This window comes from Sphingomonas sp. CFBP 13714 (assembly GCF_014842205.1).
Taxonomy (GTDB): Bacteria; Pseudomonadota; Alphaproteobacteria; order Sphingomonadales; family Sphingomonadaceae; genus Sphingomonas; species Sphingomonas aerolata.
On record NZ_JACYVG010000001.1, the window covers coordinates 119,073 to 138,821 of the forward strand.

Genomic DNA, 19,749 nt, shown 5'->3' on the forward strand with positions numbered 1-19,749 from the left:
GGGCTGTCATGGAAATTGCTAAATACGCGACCACTCAGCTAGTTCTAGTCGCCTATTACATCCGCTCGCCAGATGAAATTCGTGTCCTTGTCGGGGACTTTGAGCGTTCCAGCAGACTGAAGATCGATACCGTCGTCGTGATAGACAATGGAGAGCACCTACAAAGCGTTTCAGCTCCTGATCGGATTGAGTTCGTAGCAGGTGCAAATGATTTCTGGGAGTTCTCAGGTTGGATCGCTGGACTGAACCATGCGCAACCTGACGACGGCGGCCTGACAATTCTGCTGAATGATAGCTACAGTCGCAATTGGACGATCAAATGGCCAGGCCGGTACATCTTGTCTGCCATGGTAGCGGACGCCCGCGGGGGGCGTATTGCAGGTTGGCTGGACAACTTCACCCGCACATCGCGCAAGGTCAACAGCAGAATCATTGTCATGCCAACCGCGTTGGTTTCGACTCTTCAACATTCTATTGCCGCGGCAATACATACATTTGCTGAACGGCAGGCAAATAGCGAACCTTTGTTCTCTCCGGCTGCTGCCGCACAGCTAAGTCATTGGATGCAGAAGCAAGATGGTCGTTGGAATGAAGCGAGTGCCGCAAGCCGGTTGCCACGCATTTTTGTCGAGCATCATCTATTTGACGCAGTTCCGACCCATCTAATCTCACTTCGACCTCGAACGTGGTTGGGTAGCCAAATCTACGGGCTTACCCGCAAAATAGTGGGAGAGCGGCGATGAGATCGCTCTTTTGGTTGTTAGTTTCCGGCGTATTATGGCTCGGATTGGTACAGCTAGCACCCCATCTTTATATTCCATCTCAGATAATATCACTGGCGCGCAGTGGGTATATTGCAATATTCTCAATATACATGATGGTTGAGTTGCGTGGGGCGAGTTATTCATCAAAGTATAGACCAAGACATTTATCTCTATACCTGCTTCCGCTTTTCTCCTTAATCCTGCTATCAATGTTTTCGTCGGAGTTTGTGTTAACAAGATCACTATTGTCAATAATTGCCAGTTTCTACTTAATGGCCTTTGCTATAATCAATATCCGTAGCGAGCTTGGCCAAATCCGCAATTCTGCGTGGGACCTTCTCGCACCACCGGTGTTGCTAATTCTGATGGCGCATCCCTTTCTCACCGTAACTGGTAGCGTTCTCAGCTGCGCATATATTGCTAGACTTTTTAGAAGGCCTCTTAATCGGGATGAGGGGCATGCTCATTTTGACTCATTTATTGTTCAGTTGCCGTCTATCTGCATCGCTCCGGTTGTTTTGATCGCACTGCGTGATGTTTTCGATGGGGGCGGTGTGATAGACCGCACTCATATTGAGTCTTTTGGTTTGATTGTGAACGGTGTTGGTGCGGCGGTTTGGACGGCGGCTGTCATGCGCGCTACCTTTTCACTAGAGCGCGCAGCTCTTGTGCTCTGGGTAGTAAGTTTCACTGGTGCGGTAATTGGCGCGGCTCTTCCTCAGGGGACGATAACTTCTGCTGCTGCAATTTTGGTGGCGGAAGGGTTTAGGGGCTCAATGTGGTTGGGCACGACGGTTGCTTTGGCAAACTTGAATCGCGGCAGAGGTTTTACGTTAAATCTTATTGCAACAATTCTGCCACTGGCAGCGCTGTGGATCGGCAAGGATCACTTCATGCCGGCCGTGACGCTGCTGATGTATGCAGGCTTTGTTCTACCTGTTCCACTTGCGGCTTGGGCTATTTTGCGGGCTCGTGGCGTGGCTGCACGCGAGACGGGCTTAATCGATAAGCTGCCCGATAACCTCAATTGCTCTGGTACGACCGTCACCGTCCTTGAAAAGAAACCTTAATCCGCGACGATCCGAGGTCAGTGTAATGGCTACATCGTCTCGCTCGATCATCTTGGCGAGATCAGTCGCTGGCGGAGCTGAGAGAATGGCTCCGCCTCGTAGCGGAAAGGCAGCTAGCCTGGTCTTACCTGCACGCAGCGTCATTGCGGGGATGTCTTCCGTCATTTCAACCCGCGCGTCTGTCATGCCGATCGAAGATGCTAGCGTGAGGCCGGGAGCCTGAAGACCGGTCTGATCATTTATTCCTCCACCGATCACAGTAAATGCGGCTTGTGAACGTGGATCGATTATTAAAATGCTACCGTCAATAAGGACCCCACCGGGAGGCGCACCGTGATTGACTAGCCGGACAGACAGTGCCGGTGGGCGGGGCGGGCCAACTGTTGACACGTCACGAATTGATCCGGAACTATCATCAAGCGTTATAAAATCAGTATTTACAGCCGGCGACACGATCCGTGCGCCGATTAAAGTCAAATCGCGGCATTTGCGAAAATAGAACGGACGGCCGCGGCCCTCATTGCCGCAGCCTATGAACTGCAAAGAGTAAGCAGCAGATGAACCGTTGGCATCGCCTTCCACGTAAAACCCGTTCTCGCCGCTGTCCTGTGCCGCACAGTTTAAAAGAGATGAATACATTAACTGTGTAATATAAAAGCCATGACGCTTTGATCGATTTGCCCAGCAATTAATGAATGTAGCCGATGTGCCACTATCGCCCACCTGCACGGCAAAAGTATAAAAGCCGATTTCGCAATCTATGCAGTAAATATTGCTAAAAGTCGACCACATTGGAAGCCCTGCAGATATGCCAACCTTCGCACCAGTAATCGTAAGGTCACGAGGAGAGCAACCTCCACCATAAGTTCTTAGCCCTGAGTAGCCCAAGCCTCCAGCGTCAATGGATAGGCTTTCGGCGTAGCCATTTCCAGATGCATTTTTAGTTTGGCCATCACGATCAAGCATAGCATCGAGTAGAAAAGCGTCGCCTCGGGGAGTCGTGCTGGCAACGATACAACTAGAACTCCGATGCTCACCGCGGATTATCGTGTCGCGAATGCCAATACTGGACACGGGATAGGTGCCTGCAGGAACAAAGACGACACCGCCTGGACCCTCGCCAAGAACCCTACCAGCATTAGCAGCGATTACTGCGGCTTGAAAAAAACGAGTTAAATCGTTCCGGCATCTGCCTTGGCGGATACTGCCATGTAGGGCTGACGGAATATAGTCGAGAACCGATACCGTTGCCGTGGTGGAGGAGGGCCCCGTAGGTGGCAGGGCAACACTCGAACGACTCAGGAAGGCACTGCTTGCGCCAGCAAGTGTCGCACGTCGGACAGGGTCAAAATCGCTCATACGCGGTCGCTTGCGGCATAATGAAGCCATGGTAAAGCGAAGAGCGGGGACGTGGGTGATAGATGCGCTATCACGTGATCTCCTAAGGCGTAATGCGGGTTTTGATGTGCCGTTATGATATCCAATGATCCGTCTGCTAGAGCCGTCCGGCTGCCGCTTGCTCTGCTGATTCTACTGATAATAACCGCGGCTATATCCGGTGGTCTGAACCGGGGTGATGTCATAATTGTCATGGTCGTCCGGCTTATGGCGGTAATTTGCCTCGCGGCAGCGATTGTGAAACTTCCTACTGCGCGGCTGCAAGGCGTAAGAATACCGCTGGCACTACTGGCGTTGCTGGCAATCTGGATGGTTCTGCAATTAGTGCCGTTACCTCCATCGATCTGGACAACTTTACCTGGACGGGAGCGGCTCGCTAGCGCTGCAAATACCGTCGGAATGCCACAGCCGTGGATGGCAATCTCTATCGTTCCGATGCGCACACTAAATAGTCTATTAGCGCTGCTTATCCCGGCCGCGGCGCTTGTTATGACGGCTTGGCTCCCCAAGGAAACTTGGATGACCCAAATCCGAATAATTGTTGCCGTAGGCGTTGTATCAGCCGTACTTGCGCTTGTTCAAATATCTGGCTCACCCGACTCCTCTTGGTACCTTTACAACGTTCGTCAGAAGGGCGGCGCGGTTGGTTTGTTTGCAAATCGCAACCATCAGGCTGTGCTGTTGGCAACCATGTTTCCCATGCTGGCCGTGTTAGGAGTGCGGGCGGCACGGGTGCGGGGGCGCGGTTTGGCTGTGGCGTTGTCCTGTATGGCCATTGCGATATTCTTATTACCGCTGATATTTATTACCGGCTCGCGCGGTGGACTGGTAGTTGCAGCAGTGTCTCTAATTGCCACCATGGCATTGGTCTGGCCCTTCATGCGTAAGCTGCAATTGTCGCGGAAGTGGTTAGCGGTAGGGGGAGGGCTAGTAGCAATCGTCGCATTGGGGCTTGTTGCAACCTTGTTGAGCGACCGCTCGCTAGCCATGAAACGGTTAACGGAAACCGATGTCGGTGAAGAGCAACGTGTCCTTGTCGTCGAGCCAATCGTGCGCCTTATCCGCGAGAACCTACCGATCGGCACTGGCTTTGGGACATTCGACCCGGCCTTCCGTGCCATCGAGCCCTATTCGCAGCTGTTCCGTACTTATCTGAATCATGCCCATTCGGACCCGCTTGAGTTTGTCAGTGATGGCGGCGTGCCCGCTGCATGTATCCTATTGGCATTTGTATTCTGGTGGCTGAAAACGACTTTTACGATCTGGGCCCGACCACGGGTGGGCGATACAGCGCGCATGGCAACCATCGTCACTGCGCTTCTTATGATCTCTAGTCTTGTTGATTATCCGCTCCGCACACCTTTGGCGGCAATGATCTTTGCTCTTCTTATTGGATGGATGTCCCGAGCAGTCGCCAATCATGATGCAGCTGATATCGATGTAATTGACCGGAAAGATCATCCAACGAGCGCTCGGCGCGATCGCGAACATCGTGTTCCGGGTTAATGTCAAGTATGCCGTCTGGGTCCGCAGTGCACCAGTCATGGGAATATTCTTCGCGCTCTTATACTTAACTATCCCCAGTGTTACCTGGAGTCTTGTCTACCGAGAACCTAAAATTGTAGCAGATGTTGTAATACTTGCTGTCATTGAAGGCCTTGTATGGCAGCCCGCTGCGCGACTTATTCGGCTAATCTGGTGTATATTATGCGTTAGTATGATTCTTCTGGAGTGGAATATTTTCCCGGAAAGCTATCTATTCTATATTAAGATCATGCTACACGTTGCGTCGTTTCCCCAAGGCCGCGCAATTGCTCTCGGCTTGCTTCTTCTTGCTGTGTTCATCATGCTTCCATCACCGTGGCAGCCACGCTGGCGCCGCAGTCTTGCAGTCGTTGTGATCTACGGTGCATTACTAGGTGCCAAGGCTTGGGGCGTAACTAAGCCACATATGACATGGTTGCGACAACCCGCTCCGCGTGCGCTTCAGGTAGCGTGGACTGACGCTGTTCGTATTGGCTCTGTATCTGTAGCACCACCCCATTACGATGCTCAGTCGCCAGGCCACACCCAACTCGCAATGTGGATTTCTGCGACGAACCATCCCGTAAAAGTGTTAGTTATTCTGCTTGAATCCTGGGGCGAGACACCAGCTGATATGGCGGCGCTAATAGCAAATCTCCGGCGAGCTTACGCATCCGCTAAAGTTGTGGGAGGATTTACCGATTACGCCGGACCAACTTTGGCAGGTGAGTTGCGCGATTTATGCGGGCGCATCCTATCATTTAGCAGCGTCGATGCTTCGTTAGCCGATTGTCTACCGTATGAGGCGAAGCGGGCAGGATATGACACCACAGCTTTTCACGGCTATGATGGGTACTTTTACAACCGACAGATAATATATCCGCAAATCGGATTTGAGCATTCTTGGTTTGCGTCAGACTTTGGCGACCTAAGTCGCTGCGGGGGCGCCTTCGACGGGATATGCGACGATGTAGTGTTAGAGAAAGCCATTAATCAGCTTCGTAGACCTGGTCGGCAGTTTGTTTATATGATGTCCCTAAGTGCACATGAGCCGATCTCGGCTGACTTAGTGAATCGAGTATATCTAAGACTTCCGTCGGGGCAACCGTTGGGTGGAAAGCAAGTCAATGAAGCGCTTGTAAGACTCGCAATTTCAAAAGCTAATGAGACTGCCATAAAAACACATCAGCCTGTTGTAGTCTATTTGGCAGGTGATCATAATCCACCCGGTCGTGAAGAAGCGCTAGGCCTTCCTATTGGGAAGGTTCCTTATTTACTCATGAGCTGGCACCCATAGGGCTGTTAGAGCGGTTTTTCACCAAGCTGAATCATAGTAGAATTCCCATCGCCGCAGTTCCTTTGACTTAGGCCTCCTGCCGCTGCCGGAGGCTGGCATGGAGTGGGGCGGGCATTGTTGGTGGATCTTCATGACTGGGTCGTGGCGGCGATCGCGAGTGATTTGTCGCGTCGGCAGGCCGCGGTACGGTGCGGTGTCAGCGTCGCGAGCGCCGTTCGGTGGCAGCGGCTCGCAAAGTGGCATGAGACACTGGCGCCACAGCAGCAATGTGGCGATCGACGTTTGATGATGATGATCGGGCCGCCTGCCGGGGTAATCTTAGCCACTTAAAAAGTGACTAGGTCATTATTTCGTTCCGATGTACGCAGTGATCGAGCGCGTTCGAGCCAAACTCTGGCCCGTTGCTCACCTGATGCTCTGCAGCGTCACGAGCGACAGCGCGATTAGCATCATCGCTTTGACCACCTGCTCGCCCAGAATGCCTTGGTCGACCTCGATCGCCAACTCCTCACGCGTAAAAGGGCCTACCACCGTCAACCCAAGCAGCTGGTGACCATCGAACAATGCGTCCGAGACGTAGCCCATCCGTAATATCCTGTTTCTCGGCGAGCTGATTGTCTTTCGTGGTTGCTATCGCTGATGTTGCACTTAGGCCGCTTGAGGCGAAGGCTCAGACCATATTCCCGGTGAACCTGATACACCCGCTTATTGTTCGCCCCCCCCCCTCCCTACGCAGCAAAATATAAATTCTGAGGTAGCCATACCATGTCTGCGTCGCCGCCCGATAACGGATGCGCGGCGTCAGCAATGCCTGATCTAGCCAATGCGATACGTACCGCGCCAATGGCCGATCCACGCCGAGTGCCAGGCAACTGCCGTCCGCTGCCACCATGGGGCGTTTGGAGATGCACGACGATCTCACGCTGTCGTCAAGGCGTCAGAATTTTTTGACAGAACGTCCTGGCGGATATGCTTGTCCAAGCTGAGGCTCGCAACTAGCTGCCTAAACTTGCCGTTTCGCTCCCGAAACGACTTCAGGCGTCGCAGCTTGCCGGCGCCAAGGCCGCCTTCCAGCTTACCTTCCAGCGATCAAATAGTCTGCTCAGACCCCCCCTGTTCGGTGGATTGCCTCCGCCATCGCCGGGCCGGTCTCAGCCTGTTTCAACATACGCGCGATCTGCCCGTCGGTGTGCCACGTCTCCTTTATCTCCAGCGCCTCCTCGTGGATCGTCACAAAGGCCGGAAAATTAACCTTCATCAGAGGAAAAATAGGGAGGACGTCAGTTAGCAACTTATGCAATTGGTAATTCGCCAAAGCGAACTTGTCCCGTGTTGTCTTTTACCACAAAGCGTAAGCGCTGACCCTCGACATGAAAAGATACGTCGCCAATTCCAAGGCTAGCCTCTGGTGAGTTTAAAGGTCCATTCGTTTTAAAAACGGGCGTACCGACACGCCGGAATGCAGCGATACGATTACCTAATCCGTCGCGCAATGTTAGACCCGAATATCCATCGACATTCTCTATTCTACTACTCACCTGCTCAGCAGCCGAAATAGCATTCCAACGGTACTCATAATTTATACTACGTCTTGTACCATTCACCACGCCTCCACTAACAGTAAAGAAGGAGTCCTGATCTAATGGGTATGTCACAGTAGAATTGTCGATGAGAATAGATCCGATATCACTTGTATGGCTTATAACTCTCAAATGGTATCGGCCTGGCTGAGGAGAAGCGACTGTCGAAAAGTCGCGAAGCGAGCCCTGAGCATCGTCGAGAATTACAAAATCCGAGGATGGCGATCCAATAATTCGCGGATTTATCATTGTTAAATCGCGGACTTTTCGAAAATTGAATGGCTGACCTGAGCCTTCAGATGCGCAAGTAAGAAATATTAGGGAATAGACGGCTGGAACGCCGTTTAAGTCTCCCTGAACGTACCAATTTATACCACCGCAGTCTTGAGCAACACAGCTTATGAACGACGAGTAAGCTAACTGAGAAATATGAAAACCATAAGTCGTGCAGGTATCTGCCCAGCAACTAGTAAATGTAGCTGACGTGCCAATATCGCCGGGAACGTCGTGAAACGTATAGAATCCGACATTGTTGCGCTCAGAATGGATGTTGCTAAATGTCGACCACATAGGTAAGCCAGCAGCAAGCCCGTAATTCCCGTTTTGAAGAGTTAGGTCTCGACAACTTATTCCTCCGCCATATACACGAAGACACGACCGGCCAGTGTTATTGGCATCAATGGTCATACGCTCAGCCCAGCCTCGACCTCGTGTATTCTTGCTGCGTCCATCGCGATCAAGCATAGCATCGAGCATAAACTGTCCGGCATTTCCAGACGAGATACTGCGCAAAATTGTACCGGTGCGACTCTCACCTATAAGGCAGGTATCCCTGATACCAACCGACCCAATGCAATAGAGTCCGTTAGGAACAAAAACGGTTCCTCCGCGGGCCTCGCCTGACGTTTGACCGGAATTTGCTAATATAGTGGCTTGCTGAAAATAAGACGAGACGTCGACATCCGACGAATAATTCCTTATTCCGGCATGCAAAGACGGTGGAATTAGATCTAAGACATTAATGGGAGTGGAGGCCATAGTGCCATCCTTTGAAAAGCATCCGGGAAGAATAATGAGCGGCAGCAGTGCAAGCGACGACAAAGCATCGCGTCTATCAAGTCTCAGCTTGCCCTCCCCAGCGATGGCGTATTTGCACCGAACCAATCACGACAGAAATGACTCTCGAGCATCGGATACCACGTACGCAGGCAGCGGTCGGAACGGAAGGCCGTTATGGCGAAAAGCCAGGCGTCCGGCAAGGCACGTTCGCCTTAGGCGGGTAGAAGATTGCAATGGCACTGCAGACGATCAGTTAGAACTCGTCATTAATGAAGATTTGCGCGAGGCGATGTGAAAACACTAAACACTACCCTCAAAGTCGTTATCATATTTGCAGTGCTAATGTACATGACAATAAATGTACGTCCATTGATCAAAGGACTAGATGCCCGACTACTGGGCTACATGCTAACGGATAAATATGTGCAACTAAGGCAAACTGAAGATTGGTCCACAGCCAAGCAGCTGCGCCCGAACTTGGATTTCGGCTGGGCTGCTCCAGATCAAAGCGGTACAGTCCGAATCGCTCATGCCTTGGGGGCGTGGCGGAGCAATCGAGATCGCAACACGCTGAAAGCCCTACGCCAGTCGATCGCTCGCGAATTTGTACTTGTAGAGGTAGATCTAGCACTGGGTAGTGATGGTAAGCTTCATTGCTTCCACGGAGCCGAGGGGAAGAATGTACGAACTCCTCCAGCTCTATTCAATAATAATTGCACGCTAGACGATATTATCGGTGAACTAAAACTGTCGTCATTTGTTGTTGTATTATACCTGAAAAGTGACTTCAAGCTGTCTGCGAAGACAGTAGCTGCTCACGTACCGGTATCATTGCGAAACAGGGTAGTGTTCCAGCTCTATGGACCGGACGACATAGCTACCTTTAACACACTGCCCGTCGGGTTCGCAGGTCCCATCGTAGCACTCTACCGGACCTTTCGTACAGTCAATCATCTTGACACCGAACTTGCGAGAATAGGTGCACGCGTTGTTACAGTTCCGATCTCTCGTGTTCATGAGTTTAGCACATGGGGCGCGCGCAGAGAACGTGTTCTCCTGACACATCCTGTGGAAAACTGTGCTGTCATGCTTACAATCAGAAAACACGGATTTTCTGGCGGGTACAGTGAATCCAATCTCCAATGTCCGATATTCCACTGATCGTGTTGGAAAGGTCAGCCTTGCATTAGTGTCGTCAGCCGATCCACTCGTCACGTGGTGAGCGGAGACAAGCCGATGGTGGCGGGCGACGATGGTCGCGGAAAGCGCTGTTCTACGGTTTCAGTTTGGAGCACTAAGCGTCGGTTGTGCGACGAGGCGCATCTGAACCTGGCTTATCGCTGGTCATGCCCGTTCGGGCTGCAGGGCGATGTTCCCTACCATCCACCTTTTCGGAGAACTGCCATGGCCGCTTCCGCGACAGCGACCTGCTGCGCCGGCTGTTCAAAACGACGGTCGAGCGCTGCATGGCCGAATGGCTGGTTGGTGACGAAGGCTTAGCTGTCTATGCTAGATTGATCGGAGCGGATACCATTCATCAGACCCGCAGCCCGGGTAGCGCCTGCAGGACGCCCGACGATATACTTATACCGTTCGCGAGTATCTCGCCGCCCTCGACGGCACCGCATTCGATGCGGCCACGCCGGTCGTGCCAAAGTATCAGGTGCCGGCAGATCCGGCGTCCCGCTGAACCTGCGTGCATGGCGGCTAAGCCTATAACGCCTACTGGACCAACTACTTCATAGACCTCAACGATGCCGTCATCATGGAAGTGGAGGCGAGCACCGTGATTAGACAGGCCGAGGTGGCCGCCTGAAGACGGATGATCGAGCGCGTGGAAGACCGCTTCGGCGTTTATCTCGAACGGCTAGCGTCGGGTACCGGTTATGGTTTGGCCGAGGCGCTGGAGTGGTTCGCCTGCGAACGCAATATCCCCCCTCACATCACAGTATTTGGCAAGTCGGTCCGCTATGACGTGAGCGACGACAACTAGGTCTGCCCAGCCAGCAGCCGCCTGCGTGCCGGCGACCGCAACTTCACACAGGCCCACGGCGATGTCGGTAAAAGCGCCTTCATCTGATATCTTGCCCGCCGCAGGATTCTGCCCGATTCGACCTGCGGCAACGCTGCACGCCCGACATGCCGGCCCGCAGGGTCACGCGCTTCATTCACGAAGGCACTCGAGAACTAGTCCGCAATATACCACCAACGATGCAGATGTTATGTAAAGCCGCCGGCGTTAAAAATCGAGATGCTGTTTTCACTTCTCAAGCGCACCCTGAAGCTGGATTGATTGCCGCTGCGAGGTCCCAATGGGTCAAAGGACGCGTGGTTCCTTGCTGCGACCGTCTAGAATCTGCAAAAGGGGACCAAGCTAATTGCAGTGCCCGTGTAGATGGCGCCCGCAGAAGTCGATGGGCCCGCCTGGTTCTATTCTGAATTACGAGCCCGCCTGCGATCAACCCTATTCTTCCAACACAATTGTAGTTGGCTCAAGGTATTTCGTGTATACGCTTAACGTTCATATCAGTGACCGATCCTGAAACTTCCAATCCGTCCGCAAGTCGTTCATTCTTAATTAAAAGTGACAACTTCTGGTAGGAGCAGTTGTCTTTCGACACTACGAAAGTTGCCTGATTAACTGCTGCAGAGATTGGTATTATACGGTTATCAGGGAGGCAATCTATCGACCAGAGAAGACGGGTATCACGTTCTTCATTGTCGAGGCGTAGGCCGAGGTGAAGCGAATAAAACCCGGGCTTTAAATGCAAGATTCGCTCCGACAGCGTCCCGTTCTGATTGGCAATAAAGCTAAACCCAGCATTAGAATTAGAAAAAGTTGACAGATCCGGTCCGGACAATAGGCGCCAATCTGCTGGCGGGAAATCACCAATTTTGCTCAATGTCGACGTTCCCTCCAATAGAGGCTGACCCAGGCCACGTACGAAACGACTAAGACCTTGAAGATTGCCTCTTTCCGCAAGGCGTTGTACATATTGCCGCTTCAGATCAATTGGTAGGCCAATGCGATCATGAGCCATAGAAAGCGCAATACCAATCATGTGATCGTCGGCTTCCCCCGACGAAAACGAATACTGTAGAAACGAGGTTGTCCATACAGGACGCGTTATCAGCTTTGCACGAACTGCTGCCGCAATATCTAGGTTTGCCATTGCGGGTACTAATACAGGAAACAGCAGACTTTCAGCTTCGGCGGAGCTTTTCAGTCCATAGTCATAATAACGGATCGCGCTAGTGATATCACCTTGAGAAACATAGTATTCAATGAACCACAAGTTTGTTTGAAGATCACGACGGCTAGCTTTTGTAGCGAGTTGCATGATCCGGAGTGCCTTGCCTGTCGTTTCGCGAGCAGGTTGTAGCATGCCCAAAGCACGTAATGAGATCGCATCGCCAGGGACCTGACGAACAGCCTGCTTTGCTAACTGTTGAGCACCCAAGAGCTCGCCTTTGAGTAACATCCGGCCTGCGAGCACTCCACGCGCCTCTCCGTTCCATGGCCATACCTTTATGGCGATGTCAGGCGCCCGATATCGCAACGTTGTCGACACCGTGATGAGAATGACCAGCATGCTGGCTAAGCCGCAAAACAGTGCCGCCACTACGTAGCGTTGGATAGGCATTACACGCATCAAAGAATCTATCTCTCGTCTTTCCCGTACGTAGACTCATAGCCATAGCCATAGCTGTACTGGCTGGTCTCGATACGAAACTTTGTAAGAATAATCCCGAAGATGTGAGCATTCGCCGCGTGGAGGCGATCCAGTGCATTTCGTATTAAGCGTGTAGAAGGCCCAGAGGCAGACACGACAAACACGACGCCCTCCACTACCTCAGATATGAGAGGAGCATCAGCCAAGCCCAGCAGTGGGGGGCCATCGACGACAATGTGGTCAAACCGAGTCATCAATGTCGAGATGAGATCGCGCATGTTCGTGTCGCTAAGCAGTTCCGCTGTATTGGGTGGTCGAGGTCCACTTGTCATGAGCTGTACATTGGACCAATCTGTAGGTCGAAGTAGAGTTTCGATGTCTCGCTCCCCCGCCAAAAAGTCGCTAAGCCCGCGCTCGTGATCGGTGTTGAAGAAGCTGTGTAATGATGGCGATCTCATATCTCCGTCAATGAGCACAACGGATCTGCCTGTGCGACCTATGCTACGAGCAAGCGCCGCAGCTGACGTACTTTTTCCCTCGGCTGCGCGAGTACTCGTGACGACGAGGGACCGAGGAATGCCATGGTTCGTGGCGAAGCGTAGGCTGGTTAAAGTAGAAAAATATGCCTCTGCAGTCGAAGACTTTGGGTCGTCCAGTAAGGTTAGTAGCGAATCCTTGTCATTGTTAGGAATTGCACCCAACATCGGCTCGTTTATAATTCGTGCGATATCGCCCGGATTCTTGATCGTCTCATCGATCTGTTCGAGTGCGAATGCCGTTGCACCAGCAATGATGCCACCGAGCATTAATGCCACTAGCATATTCAAAATAAGATTAGGACTCGACGGAGCTTGTGGAATCTTTGCCGGATCGACGATCATAACATTATTAGTACCCACGCCAGCTACGCCTATTTCCTTATTTCGCTGCAGTAGTGAGTTGTATAGTTCGCGGTTAGTATCGACATCTCGCTGATATATGTTTGCTTGAATACCTCGGCGTTGCTGTACGTTAAGCTGCTGCTTCAGTTGATCAACAGCTTGACGTAACCGCTGCTCGCGCGCGGAGGCCTCCTGATACTCTGCAGCCACATTATTACTAATACGAGACGTTTCTCCAGCGATTGCGCGATCGAGTGAATCGACCTGTGACTTAAGCGCAGCAGCGGGGGGATAGTCGGGGGCAAACTGAACCATCATCCTGGCGTAGTCGGCGGCGACTTCTGCGCGTCGCTGACGGAGTGCTGCAACGCTGGTGCTGCGGCCGCCAGACTGCTGTCCTACAGTAGTTGCAGCTTCCCCGCGGCCCAAACGGCTTTCGGCTGCAATTCGATCCGCGATTGCTTCAGATAAAGCCCGGTTGAATGTTTCCAGTTCGTCACCAGTCAGAGTGCGTTCTGATCGTGTCTTGCCGTCAGCGCTAACTGACGAGCTGAGTGATACGATCTGCTGAGATGCAGTATAGTTGACAAGATTACGCTCAGAATCCTCAAGCCGGCCACGAACCTGACCGAGGCGTCGCTCGAGAAAGGTACGCGCATCTGCCGTGGCGGCAAATCTCTGGTCCATGTTGGCCTGTATGAATTGCTGTACCCAAGCATTGGAAACCTTAGCGGCGACTGAGGGATCAGCAGAAACAAACCGGACATCGACTAGGCTGGAGTCACGAACGGGCGAGACAGCCTGATTACCCAACAATACGTTTACGACCTTGCTTAACTCGGCTTCGCGCTGCGGTTGCGTCAGCGGCTGTGCTCGGCCGCTGACCTCAGAATCGGTACCCCGTTTAAGCCCAAAGGCATCATAGAAAGCCCGATCGTCAACTAGGCGCAGTGAGCGGGCAACGCGTTCCGCGAGGCTTCGAGCTCGCAAGAGGCCGTATTGAGTTTGGTAGAAGGTTAGGTCCGACAGCTTGTCACCGTCTTGATCAGTCTCACCAATCCGAGCGAGATCAGTGCGAGTTTTGCTAATCTCAATCCGCGCGGTCGCGGTAAAGCGTGGTGTAGTGAGCAGCGTTATAACGAGCCCAATAGCTAGAGCGGCGACTACGATAGGAATAATGACAAACTTGCGACGCAGGACAATGAACCAGTACGAAAGTAAAACTGGTTCGCGCTCTGGTGTCGCCGGCTTATGGGCAGTCATCGTTGTAGGAGAGACGGAGCTGAGGGTTCGCGCCTCGGAAGGGACATGATTATTCATGGTGTGTCCTAGGAGGCGATTAGCGAGAAAAGAGATAAATCAGCGGTGTCACTACGGCAGGGGCGACCTGAACCGCATCTCGGAAGAACCGGCGTGCTTGGGAATCTCCAACCACGACGACGTCGCCCGGAAATAGCTCGGGATCTGCGTAGTTACCTTGCCGAATAGCCTTAAGATTATAGATACCGGCCATCTTTTGACCATCAACTGTTCTAAATATAACAACGTCCTGCAGGCGAGCAAACTCCGATGTTCCCTTTGCCGTGGCTATCGATCGCAGCAGCGACATCTTGCCAACCGCTGGGTATATGCCAGGCTCCCTCACTTCGCCTTCGACAGTAATGACTTGGCTTACCGTGTCCTCAAGATTGACAGTAACCTCGGGGTTGCGAACATATTTACCACGGAGCCCGGTTTCAATTAGTGCTGCGACCTCGGCCGGAGACTTCCCGGAAGCTTCAATTACACCGGCCAAGGGCATTGAAATACGGCCGCTGGCATCCGTTTGTACCTTTAGCGATAGGTCATCCACGCCAAAGACCTTGATGTCCAGCTTGTCGAGCGGGCCGATTAAATAGGGGCGTTGTTGGCCATAAATATCATTCTTGCCAGGAACGGGCAGTCCTTCCGTTCCGGCGAGACGAATCTGCGGATCGCTCACATAACTTCGATCGCTCGCGCACGCCGCAAGGGCGGGCAACATAATCAGCGGCAGCAACCTTCTACGCACGAACACGACCTTCCATGAGAAGCGACCCATCTACATTTTGGCGGTTGGGCCGTAAAGCTGTCAGAATCTCGTACATAAATGATATCAAAACGGATGATAATGTCCTTTATCACCCGCCACCCTTATGCCCGATAAGTGGGTCTTAGGGACCACCGCCCCCCAATCCGGCGGATATGATCTTCTCGGCGCCTCTCTGGGGGCAAAGCGGCACCCGCATTCCAGCGGCGTTACGCGCACCACGCAGCTCAGTCTCACATCCCCGGGAAACACGGATGTCTGCCACCGCCAAGGCAAAGCAAGCCTAAGGTGTGCTCCTGTCACGGAGGTCCGATTTCGGTGTCAAAAGATAAAGCGCTGGATGCCCCGTGAGGATTCGAACCTCAATAGGCGGTATCAGAAACCGCAGTCTTACCATTAGACGACGGGGCATCAGCGAGGGCGCGATCTAAGCGGGGGTTTGCGCCGTGTCAACGCCCTGATGGTGCCAATTCGCCACGTCGCTTGCGTAATCGCCGCGCTGCGCTACATTCGCTGCCAAGCACCGGGCGGGTATTTTCCCGCGGCGGCAGATATAGATAGTGAGTTTTACGGCGATGGGGGATGTTTCCGCCCGAATGCCGTCCCGGCAGGCTGGTCCTGCCCGTCCGGCGGCGACCCGGCCCGGTCGAGGGCGGTGGGCCGATGCGCAGGCGTTTGCTGCGCTGGATCTCGGCACCAACAATTGCAGATTGCTGATCGCGCGCCCGCAGGCTGGCGGATTCGCGGTGATCGACGCGTTCTCGCGGATCGTCCGGCTCGGCGAAGGGCTCGCATCCACCGGGCAGCTGAGCGACGCCGCGATCGAGCGCACGATCGCCGCGCTGCGCGTGTGTTCGGACAAGCTGAAGCGCCGCAACGTCACGCTCGCGCGCTCGGTCGCGACCGAAGCCTGTCGCCAGGCGCGCAACGGCCCCGCCTTCATCGCCCGCGCGCTTGCCGAAACGGGCATCCATCTCGACATCATCACCGCGGAGGAAGAGGCGCGGCTGGCCGTGCTCGGCTGCCATGCGCTGATCGAACCTGGGAACGACCCCGCACTGATCTTCGACATCGGCGGCGGTTCGACCGAGCTCGTGCTGGTCGATACGTCGACGCCGATCCCGACCGTGCTCGACTGGCATTCCGCCCCCTGGGGCGTCGTGTCGCTGACCGAACATGCGGGCGGCGGCAAGGGCGAGGCGGGCCGACGCGCGGCCTATGCACGGATGCGCCAGGTCGTCGCGGACAGCATCGCGCCGTTCGCCGCGCGGCTGCCGCTCGACGTCGAGCGCCCCCGGCTGCTTGGTACCAGCGGCACCGTGACGACGCTGGGCAGTGTGCATCTGGGGCTCAGCCATTACGACCGGTCGGAAGTCGACGGGCTGATCGTGCCCGCCAGCGCGATGCGGCGGATCAGCGCGGACCTGTCGCACATGGCGATCGAGGAGCGGGCGAAGCTCGCCTGCATCGGAAACGAGCGCGCCGACCTGGTGGTCGCGGGCTGCGCGATATTGGAGACGATCATGGACATCTGGCCCGCCGAACGGCTCGGCATCGCCGACCGCGGCATTCGCGAGGGCATATTGCGCCGCCTGATGGGGAGCCCCAGGCCATGAGCCGCGGCGGCTCGGGCGGGCACACCCGCGTCCTTACCGCACGCAAGCGGACCGCGCAGTCGACGCGCTGGCTCGAGCGCCAGCTGAACGACCCGTACGTCAAGCGCGCCAAGGCGGAGGGCTATCGTAGCCGCGCGGCGTACAAGCTGACCGAGCTCGACGAACGGTTCGAGGTGATCAAGGGGTCGAAGCGCGTCATCGATCTCGGTATCGCGCCGGGTGGCTGGGCACAGGTGATCAAGCGCCGCCTGCCCAAGGCGGCGGTGGTCGGGATCGACCTGTTGCCGGTCGATCCGATCGACGGCGTGACGATCTTCCAGATGGATTTCATGGACGACGCGGCGCCCGCGATGCTGATCGATGCGCTTGGCGGCGCGCCCGACCTGGTGCTGTCGGACATGGCGGCGAACACCGTCGGCCATCCGCAGACCGATGCGCTCAGGACGATGGCGCTGGTCGAGGCGGCGCTCGATTTCGCCTGTGACGTGCTGGAAAAGGGCGGAACCTTCGTCTCGAAGGTGTTCGCGGGCGGCGCCGATTCCGCGCTGGTCGCCGAGATGAAGCGCAATTTCACCAGCGTGAAGCACGCCAAGCCGCCGGCGAGCCGCAAGGGGTCGGTCGAGTGGTTCGTGGTGGCGCAGGGGTTCAAGGGGCGATCGGTCGATCGGGAGCGCTGATCGACCGATCGACCCGGCCTACCCCGTTCGTGCTGAGCGTAGTCGAAGCACCTTGAGTCCCATGCCCTTCGACTACGCTCAGGGCGAACGGTGTGGGGGGTGGCGAACGGTGCGGGCGGTGACGCACGGTGCGGGCGGTGACGCACGGTGTGGGATGGCGACCGGTGTCGGGGTGGCGGCCGGTATGAGGGTAGCGTCCGGTGGCCACCGTGACGGCGAATGTGAACCGCCCCCGCTACCCCCCGCCTCACCCCCAAAGACACCCACGCAAAGAAAAGGCCCGCGGACCTTCAGGTCCACGAGCCTTTCAATCACACCAACCAAGCGATGCCGCAGCATCGTTCGCCGGAAACCGATCAGGGTCAGATCACAACATGGCCAGGCTCGCGCCGCACCACGTCCGTGCGATCAGCCCTCGTAATCGGCACCCAGATTCTGGTTGCGCGGCGGGGCGGCGGCGGTGAGGCGCAAAGCCTCGGCCGATGCCGCGAGGCTGCCGACGGCATCGACCTCGTCGTCATCGTCGACACGGACCTTCTGCAGGCCCTGGATGACCGATTCCTTGAGATGCGCCGGCTTGACGTTCTCGTCGGCGATCTCGCGCAGCGCGACCACCGGGTTCTTGTCGCGATCGCGGTCGAGCGTCAGTTCGGCGCCGCCCGAGATCTGCCGCGCACGCTGCGCTGCGAACAGCACCAGGTCGAACCGGTTGGGGATCTTGTCGACACAATCTTCGACGGTAACGCGCGCCATGACGCTTCCTTCGCAACAAACACCGATAGGGAGAACACAGGCGCCTACCCACACCGCGCCACAAAGTCAAGATTTTGCCGGTTGGGTGTCCGGCGCTACCCCGTGTCGCCCCGCCGCAAGGTTGCATCGGCCCGATGCTATGTCCACTACCCCGGGCCATGACCATGCCCGCCCCCGAGCTCGATCGCACCACGACCCCGCAGGCGGCGGAGTCGGTCTTCACCGTCGATGGCAACCGGCTGACGCTGCTCGAGGCGGGACCCGAACGCCTGACGGCACTGATCGGGCTGATCGACGGCGCGCGGCAGTCGCTGCGAATCCTCTATTACATCTACGCCGACGACGATGCCGGCCAGCGCGTGAACGCGGCGATGATCGCGGCGGCGAAACGCGGCGTGACAGTCGCGCTGATCGTCGACGGCTTTGGCAGCGACGATGCGGCGAGCGCCGATTTCTTCGACCCGCTCGAAGCCGCCGGAATCGCGGTGTGCCGGTTCTCCGCGCGATTCGGTCGGCGATATCTGCTGCGCAATCACCAGAAGCTTGCGCTGGCGGACGGCGAACGGGACGACGCGCGGATCATCGTCGGCGGCTTCAACGTCGAGGATGACTATTTCGGCACGATTGCCGACAATGCCTGGCGCGATCTCGGCCTGCTGATCGAAGGCCCGGCCGCGGGGCGGCTGACGGGCTATTTCGATGCGTTGAGCAGCTGGATCCACCAGCCCAAGGGCAAGCTGCGCAAACTGAACCACGCGCTGCGCCGCTATAGCGAGACGCAGGGGCCGACACGCTGGCTGATCGGCGGACCGACGCGGCGGCTGTCACCCTGGGCGCGGGCGGTCCGCGACGACATGCGCCGGGCGACGCGGATCGACATCATCGCCGGCTATTTCACGCCGAGCCCGACGATGTTGCGCAGGCTGGATCGTGCCGGGCGTCGCACCGACCGCGTGCGCATCGTCACCGCCGCGAAATCGGACAACAACGCGACGATCGCCGCGGCGCGGTTCACTTATGCCGGACTATTGCGCAAGGGAGTGCACGTCTTCGAATATCAGCCGACCAAGCTGCACACCAAACTGTATGTCATCGACGACGCGGTCCATATCGGCTCTGCCAACTTCGACATGCGCAGCCTGTTCATCAACATGGAGCTGATGATCCGGATCGAGGATGCCGACTTCGCTGCGCATGTCCGCCGCTATGTCGACGCCGAAATCGCCGCGTCGACCGAGATTACACCGGCGCTCTACAAGGCAAAGACCGGCTGGCTGCAGCGCGTGAAGCAGTTCGGCGCCTATTTCCTGGTCGCGGTCGTCGATCCCAATGTCTCGCGCGGATTGAACTTCGGGATTGAGGACTAGGACGCCGCTGAACGGCGGCGC

General features: G+C 55.5%; 16 protein-coding genes and 1 tRNA gene. 8 read left to right on the plus strand and 9 right to left on the minus strand.

What is annotated here, in order from left to right; genetic code table 11:
• Positions 1-8 precede the first annotated feature (8 nt).
• The gene (locus IFT54_RS00575) at positions 9-743 is read left to right on the plus strand and encodes a hypothetical protein (protein ID WP_192069291.1); all 735 of its coding nucleotides are present in this window, start codon (positions 9-11) and stop codon (positions 741-743) included.
• A complete protein-coding gene (locus IFT54_RS00580) occupies positions 740-1,834 on the plus strand; it encodes a hypothetical protein (protein ID WP_192069292.1) in 1,095 nt (364 codons plus the stop codon). Before IFT54_RS00575 ends, IFT54_RS00580 begins: the two co-directional genes overlap by 4 nt.
• On the opposite strand, the gene IFT54_RS00585 is transcribed toward IFT54_RS00580, so the two are convergent.
• Positions 1,763-2,800: a hypothetical protein gene (locus IFT54_RS00585; protein WP_192069293.1), complete on the minus strand. Its 1,038-nt coding sequence runs from the start codon at positions 2,798-2,800 to the stop codon at positions 1,763-1,765. The two genes, IFT54_RS00580 and IFT54_RS00585, sit on opposite strands and share 72 nt — an antisense overlap.
• A 507-nt stretch (positions 2,801-3,307) precedes the next feature.
• On the opposite strand from IFT54_RS00585, the gene IFT54_RS00590 reads away from it, so the two are divergent.
• Both IFT54_RS00590 and IFT54_RS00595 read left to right on the plus strand, forming a co-directional pair.
• Positions 3,308-4,738, plus strand: a complete 1,431-nt coding sequence (locus IFT54_RS00590) for an O-antigen ligase family protein (protein WP_192069294.1) — start codon at positions 3,308-3,310, stop codon at positions 4,736-4,738.
• 211 nt (positions 4,739-4,949) lie between these two features.
• Positions 4,950-6,053 (plus strand): sulfatase-like hydrolase/transferase, encoded by a 1,104-nt coding sequence (locus tag IFT54_RS00595; RefSeq protein ID WP_192069295.1) that lies wholly within the window; start codon positions 4,950-4,952, stop codon positions 6,051-6,053.
• Positions 6,054-6,458: 405 nt separating this feature from the next.
• Here the strand turns inward: IFT54_RS00595 and IFT54_RS00600 are convergent, their stop codons facing one another.
• The 3 genes from IFT54_RS00600 to IFT54_RS00610 all read right to left on the minus strand — a co-directional run bounded on the left by IFT54_RS00600 (position 6,459) and on the right by IFT54_RS00610 (position 8,671).
• Positions 6,459-6,638, minus strand: coding sequence for a hypothetical protein (locus IFT54_RS00600; RefSeq protein ID WP_192069296.1), 180 nt, complete (start codon positions 6,636-6,638; stop codon positions 6,459-6,461).
• Between the two features lie 517 nt (positions 6,639-7,155).
• Positions 7,156-7,311, minus strand: a complete 156-nt coding sequence (locus IFT54_RS00605; RefSeq protein ID WP_192069297.1) for a hypothetical protein — start codon at positions 7,309-7,311, stop codon at positions 7,156-7,158.
• Positions 7,312-7,345: 34 nt separating this feature from the next.
• Positions 7,346-8,671 (minus strand): hypothetical protein, encoded by a 1,326-nt coding sequence (locus tag IFT54_RS00610; protein ID WP_192069298.1) that lies wholly within the window; start codon positions 8,669-8,671, stop codon positions 7,346-7,348.
• A 1,843-nt stretch (positions 8,672-10,514) separates the two neighbouring features.
• On the opposite strand from IFT54_RS00610, the gene IFT54_RS00615 reads away from it, so the two are divergent.
• Positions 10,515-10,685, plus strand: coding sequence for a hypothetical protein (locus tag IFT54_RS00615; RefSeq protein ID WP_192069299.1), 171 nt, complete (start codon positions 10,515-10,517; stop codon positions 10,683-10,685).
• Positions 10,686-11,184: 499 nt separating this feature from the next.
• On the opposite strand, the gene IFT54_RS00620 is transcribed toward IFT54_RS00615, so the two are convergent.
• The 4 genes from IFT54_RS00620 to IFT54_RS00635 all read right to left on the minus strand — a co-directional run bounded on the left by IFT54_RS00620 (position 11,185) and on the right by IFT54_RS00635 (position 15,726).
• Positions 11,185-12,315, minus strand: a complete 1,131-nt coding sequence (locus IFT54_RS00620) for a tetratricopeptide repeat protein (RefSeq protein WP_192069300.1) — start codon at positions 12,313-12,315, stop codon at positions 11,185-11,187.
• Positions 12,316-12,353: 38 nt separating this feature from the next.
• The gene (locus IFT54_RS00625) at positions 12,354-14,567 is read right to left on the minus strand and encodes a GumC family protein (RefSeq protein ID WP_166746627.1); all 2,214 of its coding nucleotides are present in this window, start codon (positions 14,565-14,567) and stop codon (positions 12,354-12,356) included.
• A gap of 19 nt (positions 14,568-14,586) precedes the next feature.
• Positions 14,587-15,228, minus strand: coding sequence for a polysaccharide biosynthesis/export family protein (locus IFT54_RS00630; protein ID WP_341786141.1), 642 nt, complete (start codon positions 15,226-15,228; stop codon positions 14,587-14,589).
• Positions 15,229-15,652: 424 nt separating this feature from the next.
• Positions 15,653-15,726, minus strand: a tRNA-Gln gene (locus IFT54_RS00635).
• 185 nt (positions 15,727-15,911) lie between these two features.
• Between IFT54_RS00635 and IFT54_RS00640 the strand changes: the two genes are divergently transcribed.
• Together IFT54_RS00640 and IFT54_RS00645 are read left to right on the plus strand one after the other, a co-directional pair.
• Positions 15,912-16,931 carry a Ppx/GppA phosphatase family protein gene (locus IFT54_RS00640; protein ID WP_031439729.1) on the plus strand — a complete coding sequence of 340 codons (1,020 nt, stop codon included), beginning with the start codon at positions 15,912-15,914 and terminating at the stop codon, positions 16,929-16,931.
• Positions 16,928-17,608 (plus strand): RlmE family RNA methyltransferase, encoded by a 681-nt coding sequence (locus IFT54_RS00645; RefSeq protein ID WP_031393473.1) that lies wholly within the window; start codon positions 16,928-16,930, stop codon positions 17,606-17,608. The genes IFT54_RS00640 and IFT54_RS00645 overlap by 4 nt, the downstream gene beginning before the upstream one ends.
• A gap of 408 nt (positions 17,609-18,016) precedes the next feature.
• On the opposite strand, the gene rpoZ is transcribed toward IFT54_RS00645, so the two are convergent.
• Positions 18,017-18,361 (minus strand): DNA-directed RNA polymerase subunit omega, encoded by a 345-nt coding sequence (gene rpoZ / locus IFT54_RS00650; RefSeq protein WP_031439727.1) that lies wholly within the window; start codon positions 18,359-18,361, stop codon positions 18,017-18,019.
• Between the two features lie 164 nt (positions 18,362-18,525).
• Here rpoZ and IFT54_RS00655 point away from each other — a divergent pair, with 164 nt between their 5' ends.
• Positions 18,526-19,728 carry a phospholipase D-like domain-containing protein gene (locus IFT54_RS00655; RefSeq protein ID WP_192069665.1) on the plus strand — a complete coding sequence of 401 codons (1,203 nt, stop codon included), beginning with the start codon at positions 18,526-18,528 and terminating at the stop codon, positions 19,726-19,728.
• The last annotated feature ends 21 nt before the right edge of the window (positions 19,729-19,749 follow it).